25 protein-coding genes, 1 pseudogene and 1 riboswitch are annotated in these 26854 nt (G+C 39.6%); of the genes and pseudogenes, 25 read left to right on the top strand and 1 reads right to left on the bottom strand.

Going from position 1 to position 26854, the window contains the following annotated elements; genetic code table 11:
- Positions 1–108 precede the first annotated feature (108 nt).
- The 7 genes from LKW28_RS03605 to uvrA all read left to right on the top strand — a co-directional run bounded on the left by LKW28_RS03605 (position 109) and on the right by uvrA (position 10721).
- The gene (locus LKW28_RS03605; RefSeq protein WP_229138969.1) at positions 109–1512 is read left to right on the top strand and encodes a S1C family serine protease; all 1404 of its coding nucleotides are present in this window, start codon (positions 109–111) and stop codon (positions 1510–1512) included.
- Between the two features lie 381 nt (positions 1513–1893).
- A complete protein-coding gene (locus LKW28_RS03600) occupies positions 1894–2349 on the top strand; it encodes an NUDIX hydrolase (protein ID WP_229138968.1) in 456 nt (151 codons plus the stop codon).
- A gap of 133 nt (positions 2350–2482) precedes the next feature.
- Positions 2483–3052 (top strand): helix-turn-helix domain-containing protein, encoded by a 570-nt coding sequence (locus LKW28_RS03595; RefSeq protein ID WP_229138967.1) that lies wholly within the window; start codon positions 2483–2485, stop codon positions 3050–3052.
- Between the two features lie 22 nt (positions 3053–3074).
- A riboswitch (cyclic di-GMP riboswitch) is annotated at positions 3075–3159 on the top strand.
- A gap of 397 nt (positions 3160–3556) precedes the next feature.
- Complete coding sequence (locus LKW28_RS03590) at positions 3557–5140, top strand: peptide chain release factor 3 (protein WP_229138966.1); 1584 nt, start codon at positions 3557–3559, stop codon at positions 5138–5140.
- A 269-nt stretch (positions 5141–5409) separates the two neighbouring features.
- On the top strand, positions 5410–5637 hold the full coding sequence (locus LKW28_RS03585) for a DUF2198 family protein (RefSeq protein WP_229138965.1): 228 nt from the start codon (positions 5410–5412) through the stop codon (positions 5635–5637).
- A gap of 223 nt (positions 5638–5860) precedes the next feature.
- A complete protein-coding gene (uvrB, locus tag LKW28_RS03580) occupies positions 5861–7840 on the top strand; it encodes an excinuclease ABC subunit UvrB (protein WP_229138964.1) in 1980 nt (659 codons plus the stop codon).
- A gap of 7 nt (positions 7841–7847) precedes the next feature.
- On the top strand, positions 7848–10721 hold the full coding sequence (uvrA, locus tag LKW28_RS03575; protein ID WP_229138963.1) for an excinuclease ABC subunit UvrA: 2874 nt from the start codon (positions 7848–7850) through the stop codon (positions 10719–10721).
- Positions 10722–10960: 239 nt separating this feature from the next.
- Here uvrA and LKW28_RS03570 read toward each other — a convergent pair whose 3' ends face one another.
- Positions 10961–11158 (bottom strand): DUF2281 domain-containing protein, encoded by a 198-nt coding sequence (locus tag LKW28_RS03570; protein WP_229138962.1) that lies wholly within the window; start codon positions 11156–11158, stop codon positions 10961–10963.
- A 295-nt stretch (positions 11159–11453) separates the two neighbouring features.
- On the opposite strand from LKW28_RS03570, the gene LKW28_RS03565 reads away from it, so the two are divergent.
- The 18 genes and pseudogenes from LKW28_RS03565 to LKW28_RS03480 all read left to right on the top strand — a co-directional run bounded on the left by LKW28_RS03565 (position 11454) and on the right by LKW28_RS03480 (position 26775).
- Positions 11454–11768: a DUF4870 domain-containing protein gene (locus LKW28_RS03565; protein ID WP_229138961.1), complete on the top strand. Its 315-nt coding sequence runs from the start codon at positions 11454–11456 to the stop codon at positions 11766–11768.
- A gap of 15 nt (positions 11769–11783) precedes the next feature.
- Entirely contained in the window at positions 11784–12884 is a 1101-nt protein-coding gene (locus LKW28_RS03560) for a DUF4097 family beta strand repeat-containing protein (protein WP_229138960.1), read from the top strand.
- 10 nt (positions 12885–12894) lie between these two features.
- A pseudogene (locus LKW28_RS03555) lies at positions 12895–13094 on the top strand (PspC domain-containing protein).
- Positions 13094–13459, top strand: a complete 366-nt coding sequence (locus LKW28_RS03550; protein ID WP_229138958.1) for a phage holin family protein — start codon at positions 13094–13096, stop codon at positions 13457–13459. Before LKW28_RS03555 ends, LKW28_RS03550 begins: the two are co-directional and overlap by 1 nt.
- 204 nt (positions 13460–13663) lie before the next feature.
- A complete protein-coding gene (gene hprK / locus LKW28_RS03545; RefSeq protein ID WP_229138957.1) occupies positions 13664–14599 on the top strand; it encodes an HPr(Ser) kinase/phosphatase in 936 nt (311 codons plus the stop codon).
- Positions 14600–14628: 29 nt separating this feature from the next.
- Complete coding sequence (gene lgt, locus LKW28_RS03540) at positions 14629–15441, top strand: prolipoprotein diacylglyceryl transferase (RefSeq protein ID WP_229138955.1); 813 nt, start codon at positions 14629–14631, stop codon at positions 15439–15441.
- 142 nt (positions 15442–15583) lie between these two features.
- Positions 15584–16519 carry a nucleoside recognition domain-containing protein gene (locus LKW28_RS03535; protein WP_420708805.1) on the top strand — a complete coding sequence of 312 codons (936 nt, stop codon included), beginning with the start codon at positions 15584–15586 and terminating at the stop codon, positions 16517–16519.
- On the top strand, positions 16509–17156 hold the full coding sequence (gene ppaX / locus LKW28_RS03530) for a pyrophosphatase PpaX (protein WP_229138951.1): 648 nt from the start codon (positions 16509–16511) through the stop codon (positions 17154–17156). The genes LKW28_RS03535 and ppaX overlap by 11 nt, the downstream gene beginning before the upstream one ends.
- An 8-nt stretch (positions 17157–17164) precedes the next feature.
- On the top strand, positions 17165–17695 hold the full coding sequence (locus LKW28_RS03525) for an acyltransferase (RefSeq protein ID WP_229138949.1): 531 nt from the start codon (positions 17165–17167) through the stop codon (positions 17693–17695).
- A 484-nt stretch (positions 17696–18179) separates the two neighbouring features.
- A complete protein-coding gene (locus LKW28_RS03520; RefSeq protein ID WP_267497867.1) occupies positions 18180–19346 on the top strand; it encodes an ATP phosphoribosyltransferase regulatory subunit in 1167 nt (388 codons plus the stop codon).
- The gene (gene hisG / locus LKW28_RS03515) at positions 19347–19976 is read left to right on the top strand and encodes an ATP phosphoribosyltransferase (protein ID WP_229138947.1); all 630 of its coding nucleotides are present in this window, start codon (positions 19347–19349) and stop codon (positions 19974–19976) included.
- 17 nt (positions 19977–19993) lie between these two features.
- Positions 19994–21259: a histidinol dehydrogenase gene (gene hisD / locus LKW28_RS03510; RefSeq protein ID WP_229138945.1), complete on the top strand. Its 1266-nt coding sequence runs from the start codon at positions 19994–19996 to the stop codon at positions 21257–21259.
- Positions 21260–21608: 349 nt separating this feature from the next.
- Complete coding sequence (gene hisB, locus LKW28_RS03505; protein ID WP_229138944.1) at positions 21609–22196, top strand: imidazoleglycerol-phosphate dehydratase HisB; 588 nt, start codon at positions 21609–21611, stop codon at positions 22194–22196.
- Positions 22197–22829, top strand: coding sequence for an imidazole glycerol phosphate synthase subunit HisH (hisH, locus tag LKW28_RS03500; protein ID WP_229138943.1), 633 nt, complete (start codon positions 22197–22199; stop codon positions 22827–22829).
- Positions 22826–23560 (top strand): 1-(5-phosphoribosyl)-5-[(5-phosphoribosylamino)methylideneamino]imidazole-4-carboxamide isomerase, encoded by a 735-nt coding sequence (hisA, locus tag LKW28_RS03495; RefSeq protein WP_229138942.1) that lies wholly within the window; start codon positions 22826–22828, stop codon positions 23558–23560. Before hisH ends, hisA begins: the two co-directional genes overlap by 4 nt.
- Positions 23560–24318: an imidazole glycerol phosphate synthase subunit HisF gene (hisF, locus tag LKW28_RS03490; RefSeq protein ID WP_229138940.1), complete on the top strand. Its 759-nt coding sequence runs from the start codon at positions 23560–23562 to the stop codon at positions 24316–24318. Before hisA ends, hisF begins: the two co-directional genes overlap by 1 nt.
- Positions 24315–24935: a bifunctional phosphoribosyl-AMP cyclohydrolase/phosphoribosyl-ATP diphosphatase HisIE gene (hisIE, locus tag LKW28_RS03485; RefSeq protein WP_229138939.1), complete on the top strand. Its 621-nt coding sequence runs from the start codon at positions 24315–24317 to the stop codon at positions 24933–24935. The genes hisF and hisIE overlap by 4 nt, the downstream gene beginning before the upstream one ends.
- Before the next feature lie 349 nt (positions 24936–25284).
- Positions 25285–26775, top strand: a complete 1491-nt coding sequence (locus tag LKW28_RS03480) for a tetratricopeptide repeat protein (protein WP_229138938.1) — start codon at positions 25285–25287, stop codon at positions 26773–26775.
- The last annotated feature ends 79 nt before the right edge of the window (positions 26776–26854 follow it).

Here is a 26854-nt window from a genome sequence, read left to right as displayed (position 1 = left end):
CATCAATTTTTTGATGGATTTTTCCATGTCTTTTCAAGGTTTGTTAATATTTTGTTCATAATTTTTGGCTATTATAGATACAAGGAGTTAATCAAGGAGGAATTCAAAATGGAAAATGATAAACGTTTTGATGAATTTAATCATACAGAAGATCAATCTACCAACCCAGAAAATAGAGAAAATCAACCTGAAGAAATTCAGTACGAACAACAAGAGATGAAATTAGAATCAGATGCAGAGAAAGTTCCATCTAAACCATTTGAAGCAGAAACAATTCAGCAATCAGCAGTTACCGAAGAAACGACACTTCGCTCATCGAAGCCTAAACAGAAATCAAATGGTAAAATGAAAAGTTTTTTGTCAATGGTATCCGCAGGCATTCTGGGCTCTGCATTAACACTTGGAGTCGCACCACATATTGATGGATTACAAGGTTATTTCAATTCAGATGCACCAGCAACTGAGAAGAACACAGAGGTAATTGAAGCTTCTGGACCGGTGAAAATTCAACCAACTGCAGTTAATGACTCAACTTCTTCAGTTGCGGATATGGTTGAAGATGCATCAAAAGGAATTGTTGGAATTACAAGCATGCAGGCTCAACAAAATCCGTTTAATAGAAGTAACTCACAAAGTGTGCCTAGCGGAACAGGTTCTGGAGTTATTTTCCAAAAGGAAGGCGATAAAGCGTACATTGTAACAAATAACCACGTAATTGAAAATGCGAATGAAGTGGAAATTTCCCTTTATAATGGTGAAAAGACAATGGCTAAATTAATTGGAACAGATCCGTTAACTGATTTAGCTGTTTTAGAAATAGATTCTAAAAATGTAGAGGCGGTTCTGCAATTTGGTGACTCCGAATCACTGCGCCCTGGTGATCAGGTGTATGCCATTGGAAATCCACTTGGACTTGATTTATCAAGAACAGTGACATCAGGAATTGTAAGTGCAAAGGATCGCAGTATTTCTGTTGATACCTCGGCAGGCAGCTGGGAGCTAAACGTTATTCAGACAGATGCTGCGATAAACCCCGGTAACAGTGGTGGTGCCCTTTTAAATACACAAGGACAAATCATTGGTATTAACAGCTTAAAGATTGCAAACAGTGGGGTTGAAGGATTAGGCTTTGCGATCCCTAGTAATGATGTTGTGCCGATTATAAACAGCTTAATTGAAAGCGGGAAAATTGAACGTCCATTTATCGGCATAGGTTTAGCAGACCTTGCTGAAATTCCAAGAATGTATTATGCCGACCTTCCTGAGAATATCAAGGAAGGAGTTATCGTAACAAGTGTTGCACAGAACTCTGCAGCTGAAAAAGCAGGCTTAAAAATGACCGATGTCATCGTGAAAATCAATGATACAGAAATTAAAAGCTCAATGGAGCTTCGCCAATATTTATATTCAAAAGTGAAAATAGGCGACGAAATTGAGTTAAGCTTTTACCGCAGTGGCAAACTCGAAACAGCAAAGCTAACTTTAACAAGCAATAATACAGGACTTGAATAACGCTAATTAAGAAGATAGCAAAGACACAATTTACGAAACCTTGTTTGATCAAAAAATCTCAGAAGAATATACAGCATGGCTTACTGAAAAAACAGGGGAATAAAGATAGAGAGAAATTTATCTTAAATTATAGGAAGGTCCCAACCTGAAATATGGTTCGGACCTTTTCGTATTTTTCTTTTTGAATACATCCGACAAATTTCTCATTACCGACAACATTTCCCGGGAAACGACAGCATGTTTTTGATAATGACAATAATTAAATGTGATGGCGTTAATACTGCATCATGTTAAATAATATGAAAATTCGAATTTTATTTTATACCTAAATATGTTATTATTTCTACAACTAAATCATTTTCCAATAAAAGGAGAATTCGCATGGGTTATATTGAAGATTTAAGAGAAGTTATCGGTAATCGACCGCTTAATTTAGTTGGTACTGCTGTGGGTGTTATTAATGAAAATGGTGAAATCTTACTTCACCGACGTTTGAATGGTGATTGGGGTGTTCCTGGAGGGTTTTTAGAATTAGGAGAATCTGCTGAAGAAGCAGGTAGGAGAGAAGTACTAGAAGAAACAGGGCTGCGAATCGGAAAATTAGATCTTGTCGGTGTGTTTTCTGGTAAAGAACACCATGTGAAACTGCCAAATGGAGATGAATTTTATCCAATTACGATTGCTTATGTTACAAGGGAGATTGTTGGCGGACATCTTGAAGTAAATCGTAGCGAAGGATTGGATGCCCAGTTCTTTGGTCTCTATACTCTTCCGGAAAACATAAATCCACTTATACCGAATTTACTACATACGTACCTGCAATCTAGAAAAGTATAAAAAGCACTTGACAATCATAGAAAAAATAAAATAACCCATGTTTTTTTAGTTCGATAGTATGATATGATAGTGGTATGTCATCAAAAGGCCTTTCATTCTTAGTGCTATTAAGAATGAAAAGGGGATTTTTGATTTGAAAAAAAGAACATGGACATATGAGGAAATAGAGTTTTTAAAAGACAATGTAGGTCGTATGAAGATCTCAACGATTGCTAATCACCTTCATAGAACGGAAACGGCGGTTGAGTTAAAGATTAAGAGACTTGGGCTATCGAATACGAAATCCTTCACCGGCCAGTTAACGATGCATGAATTGGCAACTCTATTAAAAATTGATCCAAAGTCTGTAAAGCTATGGATTGATAACCATGGACTAAAGTACACAAAAAAGGCAACACGAAATACACGCAAGTTTTACTTTATTAAACCTGAAGATTTTTGGGATTGGGCTAAGAACAATAAAGACCGAATTGACTTCTCTAAAATAGAAAAAAATGCGATTGTTCCTGAACCTTGCTGGGTTGAAGGGGAGCGTTCAAAGCAAAAGAGGGTCAATTACAGAGCATGGACAACCGTTGAAATACATTCCATGATTGAGCTTGTAGCAACGGGAACACCATTTTCAGACATTGGAAAAAGACTTAACCGTAGCCCAATCAGTATTCAGCGTAAATATCAGCGAATGAGTCAAGCCATTAGATAGACAACAAAGATAGACGACCAAACTATACAAAAGGCAAAATTGTTGAAAGGCAATGACGCAAAGCCACGGGCCTAAGGAAGAATCTCTACGGCGGCCGGGTTGCTATAGAATGGAAGGGTACCTTTATTTGATGACGAAAAAACGGGAGAGTCTAGTTGAAAAACTAGACTCTCCCGTTTTCATTTTTTAAATTATTGATCTAGTGATTTTCTATCTATTTCTTTAATACCGTTCATAATTTGTACCGTAAAACCCACGCAAATAAGAATAACACTTATAAGTATAAAATAAGCTGCAAACATTAACACTCACCTCATAATTGTTTTTCTGTTTCTACCTTTAGTATAGTGGGAACCTGTATAGTAGACTGTGATTTGTATCACAGATTGGCCACCTTTTTTTACTTTTCTTCGGGTAAAATTGGAATCAATTCTCGTTGTAGTTCTTATTTAATTGTGATATATTTTTTTAGATACAATTCGTGATAACGGAAGGGAAATTTGCATGAGTTATATAGATGAAGTTCAAAAAAGAAGAACCTTTGCCATCATCTCACACCCGGACGCAGGGAAAACGACGATGACAGAAAAACTATTGTTTTTTGGAAATGTCATTCGAGAAACGGGTACGGTAAAAGGAAAAAAATCAGGAAAATTCGCTGCATCGGACTGGATGGAAATCGAAAAGCAACGTGGAATCTCAGTAACATCAAGTGTTATGAGTTTTCCGTATGGTAACTTCTATGTCAATATTTTGGATACACCGGGACACGAGGATTTCAGTGAGGACACCTATCGTACGTTAACCGCTGTGGACAGTGTTGTGATGATCATCGACTCTACAAAAGGGGTTGAGCCACAAACCATTAAGCTATTCAAAGTTTGTCGCATGAGAGGAATTCCAATTTTTACATTCATTAATAAGCTTGACCGTGAAGGTAAGGATCCACTTGATCTGTTAGCGGAGATTGAAGAGGTTCTGGGAATTGAATCATTTCCAATGAACTGGCCAGTCGGTATGGGAAAACGATTTTTGGGAATTGTCGATCGTTATAACAATCGTTTTGTTCATTTTACTGGGAATGAAGATGAAAAAATCATTTCATTACAGGACCTAGAAGAAGGCAAGTATCCAGCGATTACAGATAGCCCTGTTTATGAAAGTACACAAGATGAGCTGCTTTTATTAAATGAAGCAGGTAACGATTTTGATGTCGAGCGTGTTGCAGGCGGTGAGCTAACACCTGTTTTCTTTGGTAGTGCGCTTGCAAACTTTGGTGTGGAAACATTCTTTAATACATTTTTGCAATTTGCCTCAGCACCAAAACCACGCAAAACGAATCTTGGACTTGTTCCGCCAGAGGACGAAACATTCTCGGGGTATATTTTTAAAATCCAAGCAAATATGAATACGAAGCATCGTGACCGGATTGCGTTCCTGCGTGTCTGTTCCGGAAAGTTTGAGCGCGGAATGAGTGTTAACATCACCCGTACCGGTAAATCAATCAAACTGAATCAGACTCAGCAATTCATGGCAGCAAGCCGTGAAACAGTTGATGAAGCATTTCCGGGTGATATCATTGGAATATATGATCCAAACGTGTACCAAATCGGTGATACATTAATTGCTGGTAAAGAAGATATGCACTATCAGGAACTTCCAGTGTTCCCGCCTGAAATGTATCGTAAGGTTCGAGTAAAGAATGTTATGAAGGCAAAGCAATTTAGAAAAGGAATTGAGCAGCTTGTTCAAGAGGGTGCGATTCAATTATTCAGACAAGAATCAAATGATGAGTTCATTCTTGGTGCGGTTGGCCAGCTTCAATATGATGTGTTTGAATATCGATTAGAGGCCGAGTACAATGTATCCGTTGAATTTACTACACTTGGAACTCGAATTCCAAGATGGATTGCAAATAAAAATGTGGATACTCGTTTATTTGATTCAAGAAGCTTACTTGTTCGCGACCGTAATGAGCGTTACGTTGTATTATTTGAAAATGACTTTACGTATCGCTATTTCCGGGACAAAAACAAGGATATTGAGCTCGTTGATTTATACGAAAGCAACGACTATAAAGGTGTATAAAAATACGACGTGTAAACGCTCAGAATCTTCTCTGGGCGTTTATTTTTTATATAGAAAGCGAAAAAGTTTCAATCAGGATGGACCGAATCTGAAGGTTATTACAATTCTGTTGCTTGTTATAAGCATCGTTTCCATCCTCTTGGCGATTGGATTCTGGCCTGTTTCTGTTAATTCGTTTACGGTGTTAAATAGGGTGGCTTTATTACGTGTTTTACTTTAATAGTTTTGTTATAGTAAACCTATGAAATAATTGAAAGGATACAAATTTAATGCTATTGAAACTATTGCTGGCGCTCATCCTTCCGGGTGTACTCGTCGTTTTCTTCACAAGGGTGACCTATAATCATTATGTGGGAGTATTCCTAGCGGTTGCGCTGATTGCTGCGTCTATTTATAAAGGGTACGCAGAATCCATTTTTATCATTATTATAGATATCATCTCACTTGGAGTAGGTTTCCTGTATGCAAGAAATATGGGGAAAAAAGATAGAAGATAAAAACCTGTAGCTTTCGAGTTACAGGTTTTAACTTTATTCATGAAAAGTCCCCAACTTTGAAAAATGTGGGGAGAATGAAAATTGTAAAAAAAGTCGAATATCAGTTCGTATTTTTGTTTGTTTTATGTCAGTTTGTGGTACAATGTTTTTATCGAGAAATAGTCAGTGAAAAATTACATAAACACTTCAGATATACGTTAGAAAATGGATGGGAGGAAAGTAAATGAAAGATCAATTTGAATTAGTTTCGAAGTATTCCCCACAGGGTGACCAACCGAATGCAATTAAAGAACTTATTGCTGGTATCAAAGCGGGAAAAAAATATCAGACCCTGCTTGGTGCAACTGGAACAGGGAAAACATTTACGATCTCAAATGTGATTAAAGAACTTAATCGGCCAACCTTGATTATTGCGCATAACAAAACTTTGGCAGGACAGCTTTACAGTGAGTTTAAAGAATTTTTTCCGAATAACGCTGTTGAGTATTTTGTCAGCTATTATGATTACTTCCAGCCAGAGGCATATGTTCCATCTTCTGATACATATATCGAAAAAGATTCAAGTGTGAATGATGAAATTGATAAATTGCGCCATTCTGCAACATCATCGCTATTTGAACGTCGCGATGTCATCATCATTGCAAGTGTGTCATGTATCTATGGCTTGGGTTCTCCAGAGGAATATCGGGAACTCGTTGTTTCCCTCCGTACTGGAATGGAAATTGAGCGTAATGAACTGTTACATAAATTAGTGGATGTTCAATATGAGCGAAATGACATAGACTTCCGTCGCGGAACCTTCCGTGTAAGAGGGGACGTTGTTGAAATATTCCCGGCCTCACGTGATGAACACTGTATTCGCGTTGAGTTTTTTGGAGATGAAATTGATCGGATTCGTGAAGTCGATGCTTTAACGGGTGAAATTCTAGGTGAACGGGAACATGTCGCCATTTTTCCGGCATCCCACTTCGTAACCCGTGATGAAAAAATGCAAATTGCCATTAAAAATATTGAGGCGGAGCTTGAAGAACGGTTAGCAAAATTCCGTGAGGATGGTCAGCTGCTTCAGGCACAACGACTTGAGCAACGAACAAATTATGACCTTGAAATGATGCGGGAAATGGGCTTTTGTTCGGGAATCGAAAACTATTCACGTCATCTGACCTTACGACCACCGGGTTCGACACCCTATACATTACTGGATTATTTTCCTGAGGATTTATTAATTGTTGTAGATGAGTCACATGTAACATTGCCGCAAATTAGAGGGATGTTTAATGGTGACCAAGCAAGGAAACAAGTATTGGTCGATCACGGTTTCCGTCTTCCTTCCGCATTGGATAATCGTCCATTACGTTTTGAAGAATTCGAAAAACATATTAATCAAATTATTAATGTTTCAGCAACCCCTGGACCATTTGAAATTGAACACACGGATGAAATGGTAGAACAGATCATTCGGCCAACAGGACTGCTTGATCCAATTATTGATGTTCGGCCAATCCAAGGTCAAATAGATGATTTATTAGGAGAAATTCAAGACCGTGTGAACAAAAATGAACGCGTTCTAGTGACAACATTAACGAAAAAAATGTCTGAAGATTTAACGGATTATCTGAAGGATATAGGGATTAAGGTAAATTATTTACACTCTGATATTAAAACCCTCGAACGGATTGAAATCATTCGCGATCTTCGAATGGGTAAATATGATGTCCTTGTTGGAATTAATTTACTCCGTGAAGGATTGGATATCCCAGAGGTTTCACTTGTTGCGATTCTTGATGCCGATAAGGAAGGGTTCCTCCGCTCGGAGCGATCACTTATCCAGACGGCGGGTCGGGCAGCAAGAAATGCAAACGGGAGAGTTATCATGTATGCCGATAAGATTACGAATTCAATGGAAGTCGCGATTAATGAAACAAAGCGGCGCCGTGAGATTCAAGAGGCATATAACAAAAAGCATGGTATAACACCTCAAACAATTCAAAAAGAAATTCGTGATGTCATTCGAGCTACGGTTGCAGCTGAGGAAACGGAAAACTATGAAGCAGCACCTAAGTTAACTGGATTAACGAAGAAAGAACGCGATAAAGTAATTGCAGACATGGAAAAAGAAATGAAGGAAGCAGCAAAGGCACTTAATTTCGAACGGGCAGCTGAATTACGTGATTTAGTATTGGAGTTAAAAGCGGAAGGATGACAGTAATATGGTATTAGATAAAATCATTGTGAAGGGCGCACGGGCGAATAATTTAAAAAATATAGATATTACGATTCCAAGAGATAAATTGGTTGTAGTTACAGGCCTTTCTGGATCGGGAAAATCTTCCCTTGCGTTTGACACTATTTATGCCGAGGGACAAAGACGCTATGTTGAGTCCCTCTCAGCATACGCACGTCAATTTTTAGGACAAATGGATAAACCGGACGTCGATTCTATCGAAGGACTTTCACCTGCGATTTCAATTGACCAAAAAACAACTAGCCGTAACCCGAGATCAACCGTAGGAACAGTTACGGAGATTTATGATTATTTGCGTTTATTATATGCGCGCGTCGGGAAACCGATTTGTCCAAATCATGGCATCGAAATTACTTCGCAAACCATTGAGCAAATGGTTGACCGAATATTAGAATATCCAGAACGCACGAAGCTCCAAGTACTCGCCCCTGTTGTATCTGGTCGCAAAGGGGCTCATGTCAAGGTTTTAGAGGATATTAAAAAACAGGGATACGTAAGGATTCGCGTAGATGGAGAAATGCTGGAGATTTCTGATGATATTGAGCTTGAAAAAAATAAAAAGCATTCAATTGAGGTAGTTGTTGACCGTATTGTCATAAAAGAGGGAGTGGCTTCAAGACTTGCTGATTCACTTGAAGCAGCACTTCGTCTTGGAGAAGGAAGGGTCATTATTGATGTAATGGGAGAAGAGGAGCTCTTATTTAGTGAACTCCATTCCTGTCCAATTTGTGGCTTTTCAATAGGTGAACTTGAGCCAAGAATGTTCTCCTTCAACAGTCCGTTCGGCGCTTGTCCTGAATGTGATGGTTTAGGAAATAAGCTTGAGGTCGATCCTGATCTCGTGATTCCAAACTGGGATTTATCCCTTCGAAAGCATGCGATTGCTCCGTGGGAGCCGACAAGTTCCCAATACTATCCGCAATTGCTTGAAGCAATTTGCAGCCATTACGGTATCGATATGGATATCCCAGTAAAGGACATACCCAAGCCTTTAATGGATAAGGTTTTATATGGAAGTGATGGAGAAGAAATCTTTTTCCATTATGAAAATGATTGGGGTCAGGTTCGCGAAAATTATATTCAGTTTGAAGGCGTTATTCGAAATGTAGAACGACGATACAAAGAAACAAGCTCTGACTATATTCGGGAGCAAATGGAAAAATACATGGGTGAAAAGCCTTGCCCTTCCTGTAAAGGTTATCGTTTGAAAAGGGAGAGCCTTGCCGTTCTTATATCTGGAAAACATATTTCGCATATTACTGACTTTTCAATTAATGAGTCTTTAGAGTTTTTCTCAAACATTGAGCTTTCAGAAAAAGATATGCAGATTGCAAACCTGATTTTTAGAGAAATTAAAGAACGACTTGGGTTCTTAGACAATGTGGGACTTGATTATTTGACACTAAGTCGTGCGGCAGGGACCTTATCTGGCGGTGAGGCACAGCGGATTCGTCTTGCAACCCAAATAGGTTCACGGTTAACCGGAGTTCTTTATATTTTAGATGAGCCATCGATTGGTCTGCACCAACGGGACAATGACCGACTCATTGATACATTAAAAACTATGAGGGATATTGGAAACACATTAATTGTGGTGGAGCATGATGAGGATACAATGCTTGCAGCAGATTATTTAATCGACATCGGCCCAGGTGCCGGTACTCATGGAGGAGAAATTATTTCAGCAGGAACTCCAAAAGAAGTGATGAACGATCCAAGTTCCTTAACTGGTCAATATCTTGCAGGTAAAAAATTCATTCCGCTTCCGGTCGAAAGAAGAAAACCAGATGGCCGTTATATTGAGGTTGTTGGAGCGAAGGAGAACAACTTAAAGAATGTAACAGTGAAGTTTCCTCTTGGTATGTTCGTTGCGGTAACTGGGGTATCAGGTTCAGGTAAAAGTACATTAGTGAACGAGATTCTTCATAAATCTCTTGCCCAAAAGCTAAACCGTGCAAAAAGCAAGCCAGGTGAACACAAAACAATTAAAGGACTTGAGCACTTAGAAAAGGTTATCGATATCGATCAGTCCCCGATTGGACGTACACCACGCTCGAATCCTGCTACATACACAGGGGTGTTTGACGATATTCGTGACCTGTTTGCAAATACAAATGAAGCAAAGGTAAGAGGCTACAAAAAAGGGCGCTTTAGTTTCAATGTAAAAGGTGGACGCTGCGAAGCTTGTCGTGGAGACGGAATTATTAAAATAGAAATGCACTTCCTGCCTGATGTCTATGTTCCGTGTGAGGTTTGCCATGGAAAACGCTATAACCGTGAAACTTTGGAAGTCAAATATAAAGATAAAAACATCTCAGATATATTGGATATGACGGTTGAAGAGGCGGTTTCCTATTTCGAAAACATCCCGCGTATCAAGCGTAAGATTGAAACACTTAATGATGTGGGACTAGGTTATATCAAATTAGGTCAACCAGCTACAACCTTATCGGGAGGGGAAGCCCAGCGTGTGAAGCTTGCTTCCGAATTACATCGACGATCCACTGGAAAGACATTCTATATTTTAGATGAGCCCACGACTGGACTACATGTGGATGACATTTCAAGACTTCTAAAGGTATTGCAGCGACTAGTGGAAAATGGCGATACAGTCCTTGTTATCGAGCATAATATCGATGTGATTAAAACAGCAGACTATATCGTTGACCTTGGACCAGAAGGTGGAGACAAAGGTGGAGCGATCATAGGGACAGGCACACCAGAAGAAATCGCAAAAATCAAAGCCTCTCACACCGGACACTACCTAAAACCAATCCTTGAACGCGACAGCCAAAGGATGAAGGAGTTAATTAAAGAAAAAGAAGCAGTTACAAAATAAACTCTAAATCCCGATTTGCAATTAATCAGATCGGGATTTATTTGCTTCCTCTATTATGTAAATCATGTCTATTAATAATTGAAATAATAGGTTAGAAATAAACGTAAAGTGAATGGGATGCTCTTTTTGAAATGAGTATCTATGGAAGATATAATTATAAGAGGTATTAACAAATTAGCCGTTTATTAAATCGTTAATTTTAAAGCGAATATCATTCATAATTTCGGGTCTCACCTTGTTTATGAATTGTTCCAAACTTCATCATCTATATCATTTTCCCAAAAATCTAGACTGCTTTCACTTGCTCTTGTTAAATCCTCGACTAAGCAATTTTCCTTTTTGGCTTTCAATAATTCTGCGTAATCTAATATTTTCACTACTTCATTATCTGGAATTTCGTCAATGATTTTCAGTAGACGATCCTTAGCTGTATTCAAATTCTTTCACCCCTTTATAAAGTTAAAATAATTATATCACCTTCATCTTTGGAAACAAATGTGCTCTTTGATAAATTTATAGCACATTTTTTTAGTAGAAAAGAGAAAATTGCCATAGACAAAATTTAAAAAGATATTAAGAAGTTATTATTATTTATGGAAAATGTGTTCTTTTTTACCACCGGAATATTCCTCTGGTTCCATAGCTATCTAAGTCTCGAGGCGTATTTTTATAAAATGTTGAAACCATTATTGTTGAAGTTTCGTATATAGAGGTGTAAAGGGGAGATGTAGAGTGAATACAGATAAATTAATTGCAGCGTTGTGTTACTTCAGTATTTTCTTTGCAGGGTTTATTTTACCAATCGTTGTTTATATTCTTGTAGAAAATCCAGCAGTTAAAAAGCATGCCCTCCATGCGTTGATTTCACATATTATTCCAGTAGCAACCATTGTTTTTATCGTTATTCCGTTTTTCTTTATGTGGTCAGTGGAGGTATTTGCAGCACTCATAATACTGGTTTTCATACTGTTAGCCATCATTAACATCGGAATCGTAATTTGGAACATTGTAAAAGGAATTCAAGTCTTAGCCCATGATCAATTTTAAAGGAGGAATTTACTCATGAAAGAGGAACAAAAACGTATTTTAAAGTTAGTTGAAGAAGGAAAACTGACAGCAGAGGAAGCGATCATTCTGATTGAAAAGCTTCATTCTGGAGAAGAGTCAGGGGACCCGGCACAAGAAATCAAGACAGAGCTTTCAACTCAGGTCCATTATGAACAATCCCAACAACAGCACAAGAGCTCGTATGATAATAAAGGCTCTGCGAAGCACAAGTTTATGGATTTTATTGATACAGCAGTTAAAAAAATTAAGGACCTTGATCTCGACTTTAATTTTGGAAATGCAGTTGAAGTGAAACATATCTTTCAACACAAGGACGTATATATTACCAAGCTTGACCTTGACGTTTCCAACGGAAGTATCACGATTATACCTTGGGAAGAGCGGGATGTTCGCGTGGAATGTGAAGCAAAAGTGTACAATATTGAGAACCAGGAACGAGCGCGAAAAGCATTTTTGGAGGATGTTCTTTTCTCAATTGAAAACGGAGCACTGCGTCTATCGATTCAGAAAAAGCAAATGAAGGTACATGCGAAAATCTACGTTCCGCAAGAAAACTATGAGAGCATTAGAACTCGTATGTTTAACGGACCCATATCTGGGGAAAATTTACGTGTAAAGGAATTCCGTGCAAAGACAGCAAATGGCGCCATTACTCTTTCAAACTTTGAGACCGATTCGGTTGAAGTTGAAACAGCAAATGGTCACATTAAAGCGAATCAAATCACAAGCAGGGATTTTGAAGCTGAAACAATTAATGGCACTGTGACAGCCAGGGGTCAATTTGAAAAGGTAGATCTCCAAAGCTTTAACGGGAATATCACATGTGACCTGCACGGAGATGTCTGTCATACCGCTTTTGTAAAAACGACAACAGGCGCCATTGATATGTTTGTTGCAAACGACTACCAGGTGGATGGGGAATTAAAATCAAATCTAGGTAGCTTCAAGTCAGAACTTCCAATGATGTCGATCATTGAGGAGAAAAACGAGGTTGTACAAAAATCACTTCGCTTTAAGGCAAATGAAGAAAAAGTCCAGAAGCTTCATCTGTTTGCGGAGACAAAAACAGGTTCAATTACGATAAAACCACTTTGAGGTGTTGTTTATGAAAAAGAAATTATACCGCTCTACCCGAAATAGAATGCTAGGAGGCGTCCTTGGGGGCCTTGCCGATTACACTGGAATTGACGCTTCACTTTTGCGTATTCTTACGGTGGTTGGGTTTATAGTGGGAGTGGGTTCTCTAGGCCTCATCTATCTCATTGGTTATTTATTGTTCCGAATGAAGGAGATGTCTATAAATAATGAGGTGGCTTGCCAGCATAATTGTAAATAGCATCGTACTCATGGTTGTTGCAGGCTATGTTGACACTTTCCATCTAGAAGGAGTTAGCGCAGCAATCATAGCAAGCGTCATTCTATCGATTTTAAATGTGATTGTTAAACCCATTCTCATCCTCTTAACCTTGCCTGTAACGGTTCTATCATTAGGTTTATTTTTATTCGTCATCAATGCCATTACTTTAATGCTAACACAATCTTTAATGGGCGATTCCTTCATTATTGAAGGCTTCGGCACGGCATTATTGGCAGCAGTCATAATATCGATTCTAAACCTTCTGATTCAAAAAGTAATCGTCGAACCACTTCAGGAGAAAAAGAAAAAATAAATTCTTAACAGTGTTGTCCAAGGGGATAACGCTGTTTTTTTTGTAAGAGAGTCAGAAAAGTTTTGGGGTTACACAGAAAAATGCTAAAATAGGAGAATGAGTTTGAATTATCATTGTCAACGAATCACAAGCCCATATAAGCAACAGTTTTTTAGGGCTTTTCATACATAAATCTACATGAATCACATTCAAGGAGGAACAGCTGTGCCAAAAGTTAGCACAAAGGATTTAATTGAAAAATTTAAATTAGAGTTGGTTAGTGGGGAAGAGGGAATCAATCGTCCCATCACCACAAGTGATATATCAAGACCAGGTATCGAGCTTGCTGGATTTTTTGATTATTATCCAGCAGAGCGGATTCAGCTTTTAGGAAAAACAGAGCTGACCTTTTTTGAAAAATTGTCACATGATGAAAAAATGTACCGAATGGAGAAGCTCTGTACCGATATTACGCCTGTTATCATTATTTCACGTGATATGGAAGTCCCGCCAGAGTTAATTGAGGCTTCTGAGCGCGAATCCGTTCCGGTTATCAAGTCGTCCATGAAGACGACCAGACTCTCGAGTCGGATTACGAATTTCTTAGAAAGCAAGCTTGCTCCAACAACTGCAGTTCATGGTGTTCTCGTGGATATTTACGGTGTCGGGGTTCTAATTATCGGTAAAAGTGGTGTTGGTAAAAGTGAAACCGCGCTTGAGCTTGTAAAACGCGGTCACCGTCTTGTTGCAGATGACTGTGTGGAAATCCGCCAAGAGGATGATGACACACTTATTGGAAGTGCTCCGGAATTGATCGAGCATCTTCTTGAAATCCGCGGTCTAGGAATCATTAATGTAATGACCTTATTTGGTGCAGGAGCAATTCGTAACTTTAAACGCATTACTTTGGTTATCAACCTTGAGCTTTGGGATCAGACAAAACAATATGATCGACTTGGGCTTGATGAAGAAAAAATGAAAATCATTGATACAGATTTAACGAAATATACGATTCCTGTTCGACCAGGACGAAACTTAGCTGTAATCATTGAGGTGGCAGCGATGAATTACCGTCTAAAACGGATGGGTCTAAACGCAGCACAGGATTTTACAAACCGTCTATCTAGTGCAATTGAATATGGCGAACATGACGACATATAAAGAAAATTGAGACAAAGGGAGTTGAGAAAGTGGATCGAACTATACAACCATTAGACCCAACATTTTTAGAACTTGGTGCATTACGGATTCAATGGTATGGACTAATAATCGGGCTAGGAACCATGCTTGCTCTTTATCTTGCCATCAAGGAATCAGAACGCAGAGGCTTGCATAAGGATACATTTATGGACCTTATGTTGTTCGCAGTACCGATTGCCATTATCTGCGCAAGAATTTATTACGTTATTTTTAAATGGGATTATTACTCACAAAACCCTTCCAAAATCATTGCGATATGGGAAGGCGGTATAGCCATTCATGGTGCCCTAATCGGTTCGGTTGTAACGGCAATCGTTTTTGCGAGGGCAAAAGGGATATCATTCTGGAAAATTGCCGACATTGCAGCACCAAGTATTATTTTGGGTCAGGCAATTGGCCGTTGGGGAAATTTTATGAACCAGGAAGCACATGGTGGTCCAATTGCTGAAGGAAGCATCCAAACCTTCTATAATGTGCTGCCAGACTTTATTATGGATCAAATGTACATAAAAGGTGTGTACTATCATCCAACTTTTTTATATGAATCCATTTGGAGTTTAGTTGGTTTTGTATTATTGCTCATGCTTCGAAAAGCCAATTTAAGACGCGGAGAAATGTTCCTCACTTATATCATTTGGTATTCAATTGGCCGCTTCTTCATCGAAGGCTTGCGTACCGACAGCTTAATGCTTGGAGATATACGGGTAGCTCAGTTAATTTCAGTTGTATCCATCATAGGAGCATTAATTGTACTGGTTTATCGTAGAAAAAAAGGATATTCACAAGAACGTTATTTAGAATAGCATTATTCAATAGGGTTCAAGCCCCTACTGAATAATGTTAAAGCCTCCGGCGGATGCCACAGATTTTCAATGGAAATTTTTCGAGCATGCTCGAAAAAATCTGGGCGCAAATACAAAAAGGGAGAGGGGAAACTTGCTAGATATGGTCAAGAGAGGCTTCACCGTTGGATTAAAGACAACTTGGACACTGGGGAAAGTAATTTTTCCTGTTACCCTTCTTGTTACATTGCTTCAACATACACCGGTGCTAGATTGGGTGATTCAGTGGATTGCACCAATTATGGGCTGGTTTGGTCTATCAGGTGATGCGGCAATTCCGCTTGTATTAGGAAATTTCTTGAATCTCTATGCGGGAATTGGAGCGATTTTGACACTGGATTTAACTGTAAAAGAAGTGTTTATTTTAGCGGTTATGCTATCATTCTCACATAATATGATAATCGAGTCTACCGTGGCAGCAAAGGTAGGAATGAAGATTTGGATCATTGTATTAGTAAGACTTGGACTTGCGTTTATGTCCGCCTTTGTTATTAATTTAGTTTGGAATGGCGGGAGCGAACTAGCAAAATATGGATTTGTATCAGGATCAGAGGAACAAATTTCAGGCTGGGGCAGTATCCTGTTAAAGGGTATTGAAAAAGCATCATTTGGGATTCTGCAATTAGCTCTCATTGTTATTCCGCTTATGGTAGTGATTCAAATCTTAAAAGAATTAAAATGGTTGGATGTGTTTTCAAAATGGATGACACCCATCACAAAAGCACTTGGTATGAAGGAAAATACATCAACAACCCTAGCATCAGGTATTTTGTTCGGCTTAGCTTTTGGAGCAGGTGTAATGATTCAGGCGGTAAAAGAGGATAATGTAAGTAAGAAGGATTTGACATTGGCGTTTATTTTTCTTGTATCCTGCCACGCAGTCGTTGAGGATACACTTATCTTTGTCCCACTAGGAATTCCAGTTTTACCGTTATTGTTAATTCGCCTCATCACAGCAACGATTTTAACAATGGTCGTCGCTTTCATCTGGAAGCGTGTCGAGCAAAATAATAGAAAGGAACCTATTTATGGCAATTAATACACTTTTATTCGATTTAGATGGAACGTTAATTGATACGAACGAACTGATTTTGCAATCTTTTTTACACACATTTGAAACATATTTCCCAGAACGCAGCTTTACTCGCGAGGAGATTCTGCCGTTCAATGGTCCAACCTTACATGAATCCTTTTCTTCTGTGGACCCGGACCGCGCTGAAGAAATGATTGCAGAATATCGCAAATTTAACCATGACAAGCATGATGAACTTGTAACAGAGTTTCCGGGTGTGTTTGACACCATTAAAACACTTAAGGAAAAAGGCTACAAAATTGGAATCGTCACAACAAAAATCAGAAACACAGTAAATATGGGATTGAAACTAACAAAGCTTGATCAATTCTTTGATGTCGTGGTGACTTTGGATGAGGTTAAAAAGCCGAAACCAGATGCCGAACCAGTGCTATTAGCACTAAAGTTATTGGGTTCAACTCCTGAAGAAGCCATCATGGTTGGTGACAACTATCAGGACATCGTGGCTGGGCAGAATGCAGGTACGAAAACAGCAGGAGTCGCCTGGTCACATAAAGGAAAAGATTTCTTATTGGAATACAAACCTGATTTTATGCTCGAGAATATGAGTGATTTGTTGAACATAGTTTCAGTTAAAGGATGAAAAAAACAGTGAAACGACGAACCACACGTTATTATGTTTCCGGTCCAAATTCGCTTTGGCAAATTTATAAAACCGTTTCGTTTTGGAAGGTTGTAAAAAACTTTATCATCATTCAATTGGCGCGCTATACGCCGTTTTTAGGAATGAAAAATTGGCTATACCGGACCTTTTTAAAAATGAAGGTCGGGGAGAAAACAGCCTTTGCCCTCATGGTCGTGCCAGACATCATGTTCCCGGAAAAAATCAGTGTCGGGAGCAACACTGTCATTGGCTTTAATACAACAATCTTAGCGCATGAATACTTAATTAAAGAATATCGGCTGGGTGAGGTTAAAATTGGCAGCGAGGTTATGATTGGCGCCAATTCTACAATCTTACCAGGCGTAGAAATCGGGGACGGGGCAATTGTGTCAGCCGGTACATTGGTCCACAGGGATGTCCCAGCCGGCAGCTTTGTCGGTGGAAATCCGATGCAAGTGATTTATACAAAAGAGAAACGGGAACTGCGTGAGAAACAAGAAGAGATACTTGGCCATTAGAACTGTGGCCAAGTGTCTCTTTTTTTTGACTTGGTTTATGGGTAAAATCAATTCTATGGACGATATTTTCATGCTATGGTCGTTAGCTGTTCTTCAATGGCCATTATTTTTATTTTATGGTCATTATTTCATTTCTATGGTCGATAGCTCGATCCACCACTTTGCATCCCTTTTTCTTTCATCTTTTTTACGTCATTCCCAAAATCTGTCTCCTTTCTTCCTCTCTTGCTTACAAATTTCCAACCCGTTTATCAACATTATCCACAATATCCACAAAACGATACTTAGTTGCACACAAAATTCACATAAAACCTATCCAACCAAATTAACTTAATTCTGACTTTTTCATTGACGGATGAAAGGGATAGGTGTAACATATACTTTATCTCGGTAGTATATTAACGAACTAAAGTAAAATGAAATTTTGGGAAAAGTATGAGAAAATAGATAAAGACAAACTTTGGTGGTGACGAAAATCGTGTTTATGTTTGAAAAACCGTTAGGGATGAGAGATACATTACCGGCCTTATATGAAGCAAAAAAGAAAATTCGCGATGCAATGTCTTCTCAAATTGAAAGCTGGGGTTATCAATTTATTGAAACACCAACACTTGAATATTATGAAACAATTGGTGAAGCATCGGCGATCCTTGACCGTCAATTATTTAAATTATTGGATTCACAGGGACATACACTCGTCCTTCGACCTGATATGACAGCTCCAATTGCTAGAGTGGCAGCGTCCCGTTTATATAAAGGGGAATACCCACTGCGCATTGCGTACTCAGCCAATGTATTCCGTGCCCAACAGCATGAGGGCGGCAGACCAGCAGAATTCGAGCAGATCGGGATTGAGTTTATTGGCGATTCAACGACCAGTGCAGATGCAGAGGTTATATCCCTTATGATTGCAGCACTTAAACAAGCGGGACTTACCAATTTTACTGTACCGATCGGCCATATTGGCTATGTAAGGGCATTGTTTAAGGAGATTGTCGGAAATGAAGCAAGAGCCGATGCTCTGCAACGCTATTTATATGAAAAAAATTACGTTGGTTACAGAGAGCATGTGAAAAAATTACCGCTCTCTTCTATTGATAAACAGCGTCTGATGTCCCTATTACAATTAAGAGGAAATGAAACGAAAATAGAGAAAGCAAAAGAATTAGTCGAATGTGAAGATGGAAAAAAAGCAGCTGAAGAACTTGAAATGCTGTGGAAAAAATTAGAGGCATTCGGTGTAACAGAACATATTAAAATAGATTTTAATCTTGTCAGCCATATGAGCTATTACACAGGAATACTTTTCGAAATATATGCGAAGAATGTTGGCTTTATAGTTGGAAATGGCGGACGCTATGATCATTTATTTGAAAAATTTGATCGTTCTGCACCAGCAACAGGTTTTGGCATTCGGATTGACCGACTACTGGAGGCACTTGATCTGCCACAGGAAGAGCCCGAAATTCATTGTGTGATATTTAGTGCAGAACAACGTGAAGAAGCAATCCGTTTTGCCATGAGTAAACGAGAACAAGGTGAGCGGGTCATCCTTCAGGATATCGCCGGCATCAAGGACGTGGATTCATGCACGAGCGCATTTGCAAAAAACACATTTTTCTTAGGAACAGCAAGAAAGGGGGAGGATTAAATGACCGACAAATTAACCATTGCGATGCCTAAGGGCCGTATATTTGAAGAAGCGGTACAGCTTTTAAAAAATGCAGGCTATAATCTTCCTCCTGAATTCGAGGATTCCAGAAAGTTAATTATCGACGTTCCTGATGAGCCATTTCGATTCATGCTTGCAAAGCCAATGGACGTGACCACTTATGTAGAGCATGGCGTGGCGGACCTCGGAATTGCGGGGAAGGACGTTATGCTTGAGGAAGAGCGCGATGTATATGAAGTGCTTGATTTGCAAATTAGCAAATGCTATCTAGCGGTTGCGGGTCTTCCGGATGTGAAGGTAAAAGGAGCGGTGACAAAAATCGCTACGAAATATCCTACCATTGCATCGAGCTATTATCGCGAAAATGGAGAACAGGTAGAAATCATCAAATTAAACGGTTCGATTGAGCTTGCCCCATTAATCGGATTAGCGGACCGAATTGTGGATATCGTATCTACCGGACGAACCTTAAAGGAAAACGGACTAGTCGAGCTTGAACATATTGCCGACATCACATCCCGTCTTATCGTGAACCCAGTGAGCTATCGCTTAAAGGATCAGCAAATCGACGATATCGTAGAAAGACTTTCAAAAGTCGTATCCCAATAGAAAGGACCGAGCTTAGTATGCGAATTGAACGTGTAACCAATACTGTTTCGCTCAAGCGGACAATTGATAGCGGGACTGAGGAACAGAGAAAAGCAGTCTTAGAAATACTTTCTGAAGTACAAAAGGAAGGCGATAACGCTCTTCGTTACTATACCGAAAAATTTGATAATGTTTTACTCGAAAATATTAAAGTTACTGAATCAGAGATAAAAGATGCCTATCAAAAATTGGACGAGAATCTTGTACCAATCATTAAAGAAGCAGCTGAGAATATCCAAGACTACCATAGCCGTCAGGTTAAGCAATCATGGATGACAATGAAGGAAAATGGCACGATACTTGGCCAAAAAATCACCCCACTAGATGCGGTTGGTGTTTATGTACCAGGTGGAAAAGCCGCTTATCCATCATCTGTACTCATGAATGTGATTCCGGCACAGGTAGCAGGTGTTGAGCGAATTGTAATGGTCTCCCCTCCTGGTAAGGATGGTACGATTCCAGCAGGTGTATTGGTGGCAGCCGATATCCTAGGTGTTAAAGAAATCTATAAGGTTGGCGGTGCCCAAGCCGTTGGCGCATTGGCATTTGGGACGAAGACAATCAATCCTGTTGATAAAATTGTCGGACCTGGCAATATTTTTGTGGCCCTTGCAAAGCGTGAAGTCTATGGAAACGTGGATATCGACATGATTGCAGGACCTAGTGAAATCGTTGTGTTAGCAGATGAAACAGCTCTTCCAAATGAAGTTGCTGCTGATTTACTATCCCAGGCTGAGCACGATGAACGGGCATCAAGTATTCTCGTTACACCTTCCATGGAGCTTGCCGAAGCAGTTTGCATTGAGGTTAAAAGACAATTAGCGCTTCTTCCTCGTGAGGCAATTGCTAGGGCTTCGATCAATGATTTTGGTGCAATATACGTCACAAGCGACTTAGATGAAGCAATAAAGGTTGTAAACGAGTTAGCTCCTGAACATCTTGAGATTGTGACGCAGGAACCAATGGAACAGGTGGGGAAAATCAGACATGCCGGTGCGATTTTTGTCGGCCGTTATAGCTCTGAGCCTGTTGGAGACTACTTTGCTGGTCCAAACCATGTCCTTCCAACAAACGGAACAGCTCGTTTTTCAAGTCCACTAAGCGTGGATGATTTTACAAAAAAATCAAGCATCATCTCATATAGTAAACATGCGATCGAAGACAATGGACCCAAAATTGCTGCCTTTGCAAGATTAGAAGGGTTAGAAGCACACGCAAGAGCAGTTGAGGAACGATTAAAATAGGAAATTCAAAAAGTCCGGTGAAAATGACACATGAATAGAGGAACTTCGACTATATGCCGACACGTCCTGTGTCGAACGTCGAAGTCACCACATCCTATGGAAGCGCGTTGGCTTGCTTCTCCGTTCCTCACGTATTAATTGCATACGTTCCGGTACTCAAAGCTGCGCCGCCTTGAACTTCTTGGTCCTTTTCATCCTCCTTTTGAACATTTATTAAAATAATTCACAAAATTCCACTAACGATTGTGGATAATGTGGATATTGTGGAAAATAATCCACAACCCTATATAGGTTAAGGAAATATTTGCCTTTTAGGTTGTGGATAAGAATACTTATGGCAGGTGTAATCATGACTAGACAAGCAAAAGTTGAACGTAAAACAAATGAAACAGATATAAAACTAGATTTTACAGTAGATGGAGAAGGTATCTCAAACCTGGATACAGGTGTACCTTTCATGTCTCACATGCTCGATCTTTTTACAAAGCACGGACAATTTAACCTTACAGTTAATGCTAAAGGCGATACAGAAATTGATGATCACCACACAACTGAGGACATTGGAATTTGTTTAGGACAAGCATTACGCGAAGCACTTGGCGATAAAAAAGGAATAAAGCGCTATGGAAATGCCTTTGTTCCAATGGATGAAGCACTTGCACAGGTTGTCATTGATCTTGGAAATCGACCACATTTTGAGTTGAAAGCAGATTTCCCAAGCTCCCGAGTTGGGACATTTGATACAGAGCTTGTACACGAATTTTTATGGAAGCTTGCATTAGAGGCAAGGATTAATCTCCATGTCATTGTTCATTACGGTCACAATACACATCACATGATCGAGGCGATTTTTAAAGCATTAGGTCGTGCATTAGATGAAGCAACTTTGGTTGACCCGCGAGTTAAGGGGGTCCCATCAACGAAAGGGATGTTGTAGATGATCGGCATAATCGATTATGGCATGGGGAATTTATATAGCGTTTCTAAGGCGCTAGAGCGGATGAGCTATGACTATTTTATTTCAAGTTCACCAGACGAACTCGGAAAAGCAGATGGCCTGATTTTACCAGGTGTTGGCTCCTTCAAGGATGCGATGGAGATTTTACATGAAACAGGGTTGGTTCTTTTTATAAAAGAATCTGTTGCAAAAGGGACGCCACTCCTGGGAATTTGTCTTGGTATGCAGCTTTTGTTTGAAGAAAGCGAAGAAAATGGACAAACAAAAGGCCTTGGTTTTTTAAAAGGAAGAATCACGAAAATTCCTGGTGTAACAGCAAGTGGCGATTCCTACAAGGTGCCACATATGGGATGGAATGACCTGGAGCTAAAAAATCCATCCCCACTCCTGCAAGGCATTGCAGGTGGTCATGTCTATTTCGTTCACTCCTATTATGCGACCACTGACAATAAGAATGTGATCGCAAGCAGTACCTATGATGTTGAGGTTCCGGCGGTTGTCGGAAAAGAAAATGTGTTTGGAACCCAGTTTCATCCGGAAAAAAGCAGTGACCTTGGTTTGAAAATTCTCCAAAACTACGCTGCAATCGTGGAAAAGAAGGTGACAAGATGAGTACTTTTACAATTTACCCAGCAATCGATATGCGTGGCGGCAAATGCGTTCGTTTGCTTCAAGGGGATTATAATAAGGAAACAGTATATGGTGATTCTCCATTTGATATGGCAAAAGCGTTCGCAGATGCGGGCGCAGAATGGATCCATATGGTGGATTTAGACGGGGCAAAGGCAGGCAAACGAGTAAATGATCAATATGTGCTTGATGTTGCTAGAAAACTAGACGCGAAAGTTCAAATTGGCGGCGGTATCCGTACTGAAGAGGATGTTGCCTACTATATAGAAAATGGCGTTGATCGTGTGATTTTAGGAAGTGCTGGGATCTCTAATCCGGAATTCGTAAAAGACATGCTGAAGAAATACAAAGAAAAAATTGCAATTGGAATTGATGCGAAAAATGGATATGTGGCAACAGAAGGTTGGTTAAACACTTCTTCCGTAAAAGCAACTGACCTGGGTGTAGAACTTGCAAATGCGGGTGCGCAAACGTTTATTTTTACAGATATCGCAACAGATGGTATGCTAAGCGGCCCAAATATTGACGCGGTTGCTACACTTGCTGTTGCAACGGGCAAAAGAGTGATTGCTTCCGGTGGAGTAAGCTCAATTGAGGATTTAAAAGCACTTAGTAAGCTGGTGGATCAAGGTGTTTCAGGTGCAATTGTCGGTAAAGCGATTTATACCAATCAATTTACCGTCCAAGAAGCGCTGGAAGAGGTGAAGGGCTGATGATTACAAAACGAATCATTCCATGTTTGGACGTAAAGGACGGCCGTGTTGTAAAAGGAATTCAATTTGTGGGGCTTCGTGATGCAGGTGACCCTGTTGAACTAGCTAAATTTTATGATTCAGAAGGGGCTGATGAGCTCGTTTTTCTTGATATTTCTGCTTCCCATGAAGGTCGTAAAACGATGGTTGAGGTTGTCGAAAAAGTCGCAGCCGAGCTTGCGATACCTTTTACAGTAGGGGGAGGAATTAATTCCTTAGAGGATATGAAAAAAATCCTTCGTGCTGGTGCGGACAAGGTATCACTAAATACAGCGGCAGTCACAAATCCTGATTTAATTAAAGAAGGTGCAGACTTCTTTGGGTCTCAATGTATCGTCGTTGCAATCGATGCGAAATTTGATGAGGAGCTTGGCAGCTGGCGAGTATTTACACATGGAGGACGCAAAGCAACTGATTGGGAGGTTGTTGCTTGGGCACAGGAAGTGGTCAAACTTGGGGCTGGCGAAATATTGTTAACGAGCATGGACGACGACGGCAGCAAGGTTGGCTTCAATCTGGAATTAACGAGACGAGTAAGTGAAGCTGTTTCCGTACCTGTCATTGCTTCAGGTGGTGCCGGAAATGCCGAGCATTTTGTGGAAGCATTCACTGAAGGTAAAGCAGACGCAGCACTTGCTGCAAGTATTTTTCACTACAAAGAAACATCAGTTAAAGAGGTAAAAAACGTTTTAAAAGAGAAAGGGGTCAATGTCCGATGAACATACCAGACATCAAATTCGACGAAAAGGGACTTGCTCCAGCAATTGTTCAGGATGCCGTAAGCAAAGAGGTTTTAACGCTTGCTTATATGAATGAAGAATCTTTACGAAAATCTATTGAAACACGTGAAACCTGGTTTTATAGCCGTTCTCGACAGGAGCTTTGGCATAAAGGCGAAACCTCCGGAAATACCCAAAAGATTGTCGATATGAAATATGATTGTGACAAGGATGCGATACTGGTTTTGGTTGAGCCAGCAGGACCTGCATGCCACACTGGGAGCTATTCATGCTTTAATGAATCTCTGCTTGGTGATGCAAAAGAGGTTACTTCTGATCGCTTTGCCATCCTTAATGAACTTGAAAAAGTGATCGCAGAGCGTGAAGCAGAGATGCCTGAGGGAGCATATACGACATACCTATTTGACAAAGGGGTAGACAAGATCCTCAAAAAAGTCGGTGAAGAGGCATCTGAAGTCATCATTGCAGCTAAGAACCGGGATCACGAAGAGTTAAAATGGGAAGCAGCTGATCTTATTTATCACTTGCTCGTCCTACTTCGTGAACAAAAGCTACCACTTGATGACGTATTGTCAGTCTTACACAAAAGAAGATAGATATTCGAAGGGGATACTTATCCACAGATGAGTCCCCTTTTTCAATGCCTGATTTTACTGGAATGTGAATTATTTATCCACGATATCCACATTATCCACAAACGGATCTGTAAATTTGTGCATATGTCCCCTCAATTCAGTAACAACAAGAGATGATTCACATAAAAAGATAAAGTTGTCCACATTAGTAACATTACCCACAAATTACCATGAATATTATCTAGAAATGTTTCAGTTTTAACCAAGCACCCCTATGTTCCATCCGCTTTTATATGTTATACTACGTTGGGAAATATTTTATTTAGCAGGGATTAAACCCCTGCATCGCATTTAAAAATGGAGGACCCCGATGGAAAAACAAAACGTAAATAAAAGACAGCATGGTTCAAAGGTAATTCCGTTTATCCAGACGGGAGAATATTATTTTAAAAAAGGATTAAAGGCATATCGCCAGCATGATATATATAAATCGATAAAGCATTTTAAACGTGCAATTGAGCTTGAGCCGAAAGAGCCGATGTTCTTGTGTCAACTATCTGTTGCCTTGACAGAAGTCGGTGACTACGTTCTATCAAATCAATATCTTAAAAAAATAGTTGATGAGCCTAATTTTGATATGCCAGAGTGCTTTTATTTTATGGCTAATAATTATGCACATCTAGGGTTGTTCCAAGAGGCAGGAAAACATGCAGAATGGTATTTAGACCGTGAACCTGATGGTGATTTTGCTGAGGATGCGGAGGATTTACTCGACTTGTTAGCTTTCGAAGAAATCGACTTCGAAGATTCAGTAAACCAACAGGATGAGCTTATTGTGAAGCAGGAACAAGCTCGTGATTACCTTGAAACAGGAAAATTGGATGAAGCGGTGAGCCTTTTAAAAGAAATTATTCGCGAGTACCCTGAATTTTGGTCTGCTTATAATAATTTGGCGCTAGCCTATTTTTATTCAGGAGATGTGGAAAATGCATCTGAAATCCTAGATGAGGTTTTGAGCAAAAACCCTGGGAATCTGCATGCACTCTGCAATTCTCTTGTCTTTTTATATTACCAACGAAAAAATCAGCAGGTAAAAGAGCTGACGAAACGTTTATCGCTCATTCATCCGATTTTGTTTGAGCACCGCTATAAGCTAGGTGCAACATTCGGGTTAGTGGGACGACACGATCTTGCTTATAAATGGCTTCGCAATTTACACCGCAGCGGGTTTGAAGGGGATGAAACCTTCTATTACTGGCTTTCCTATTCTGCCTATTTTACAGAGCATCATGATGTTGCACAAAATGCGTGGAAGCGAGTGCTGGAAGAAAATCCAAATAAGAAGGGTTCAGCTCCTTGGGAATCTGACCGCACAAAACCAATTAGCGATGTGCTCGATCGTTGGTTAACTGGCGATTTTATTGAAGAACGCCTATATGGATTATTTTTAGCGAGTAAAACGAATTCTTCCTTAGCTCGGAAAGATTTAAAGCATATACAATTTCATGCAACACTTGAACAGGAATTTGCAAACTACGTATTAGCTAAAAAGAAAAAAAACGAGAAAATCCCGTCTTACATCATTGATGGTTATAATATTGCTGACACGTTATTTACAAAAAATAAACATGATGACTCTGCAAATGAAGAGCTCTATTTAACATGGTTAATGATATACGACGAAGCGGTTAAGCGGCAGTTCAATGTTTCAAACTGGCAGGCGTGGGCGGCTGCAACAGAATACATTTGGCGAAATCACGCGTCACGGACGATTACGCAAAAACAGGTAGCAGAAAAATATAAAATTTCGAAGGCGACCGTTATGAAATATGTGAAATTTGTTAAAGAACTCCTAAACTGAGCATATTTATAGCGGATTTTGTCAGGATTTTATAGGATAGGGGTAGGAAATACTAAGCGATATAACAAAAAATTCTACT

It is taken from the genome of Bacillus sp. REN16 (assembly GCF_020731355.1).
Classification (GTDB): Bacteria; Bacillota; Bacilli; order Bacillales; family Bacillaceae_L; genus Ferdinandcohnia.
This window is presented reverse-complemented; position numbering and strand designations above follow the sequence as displayed.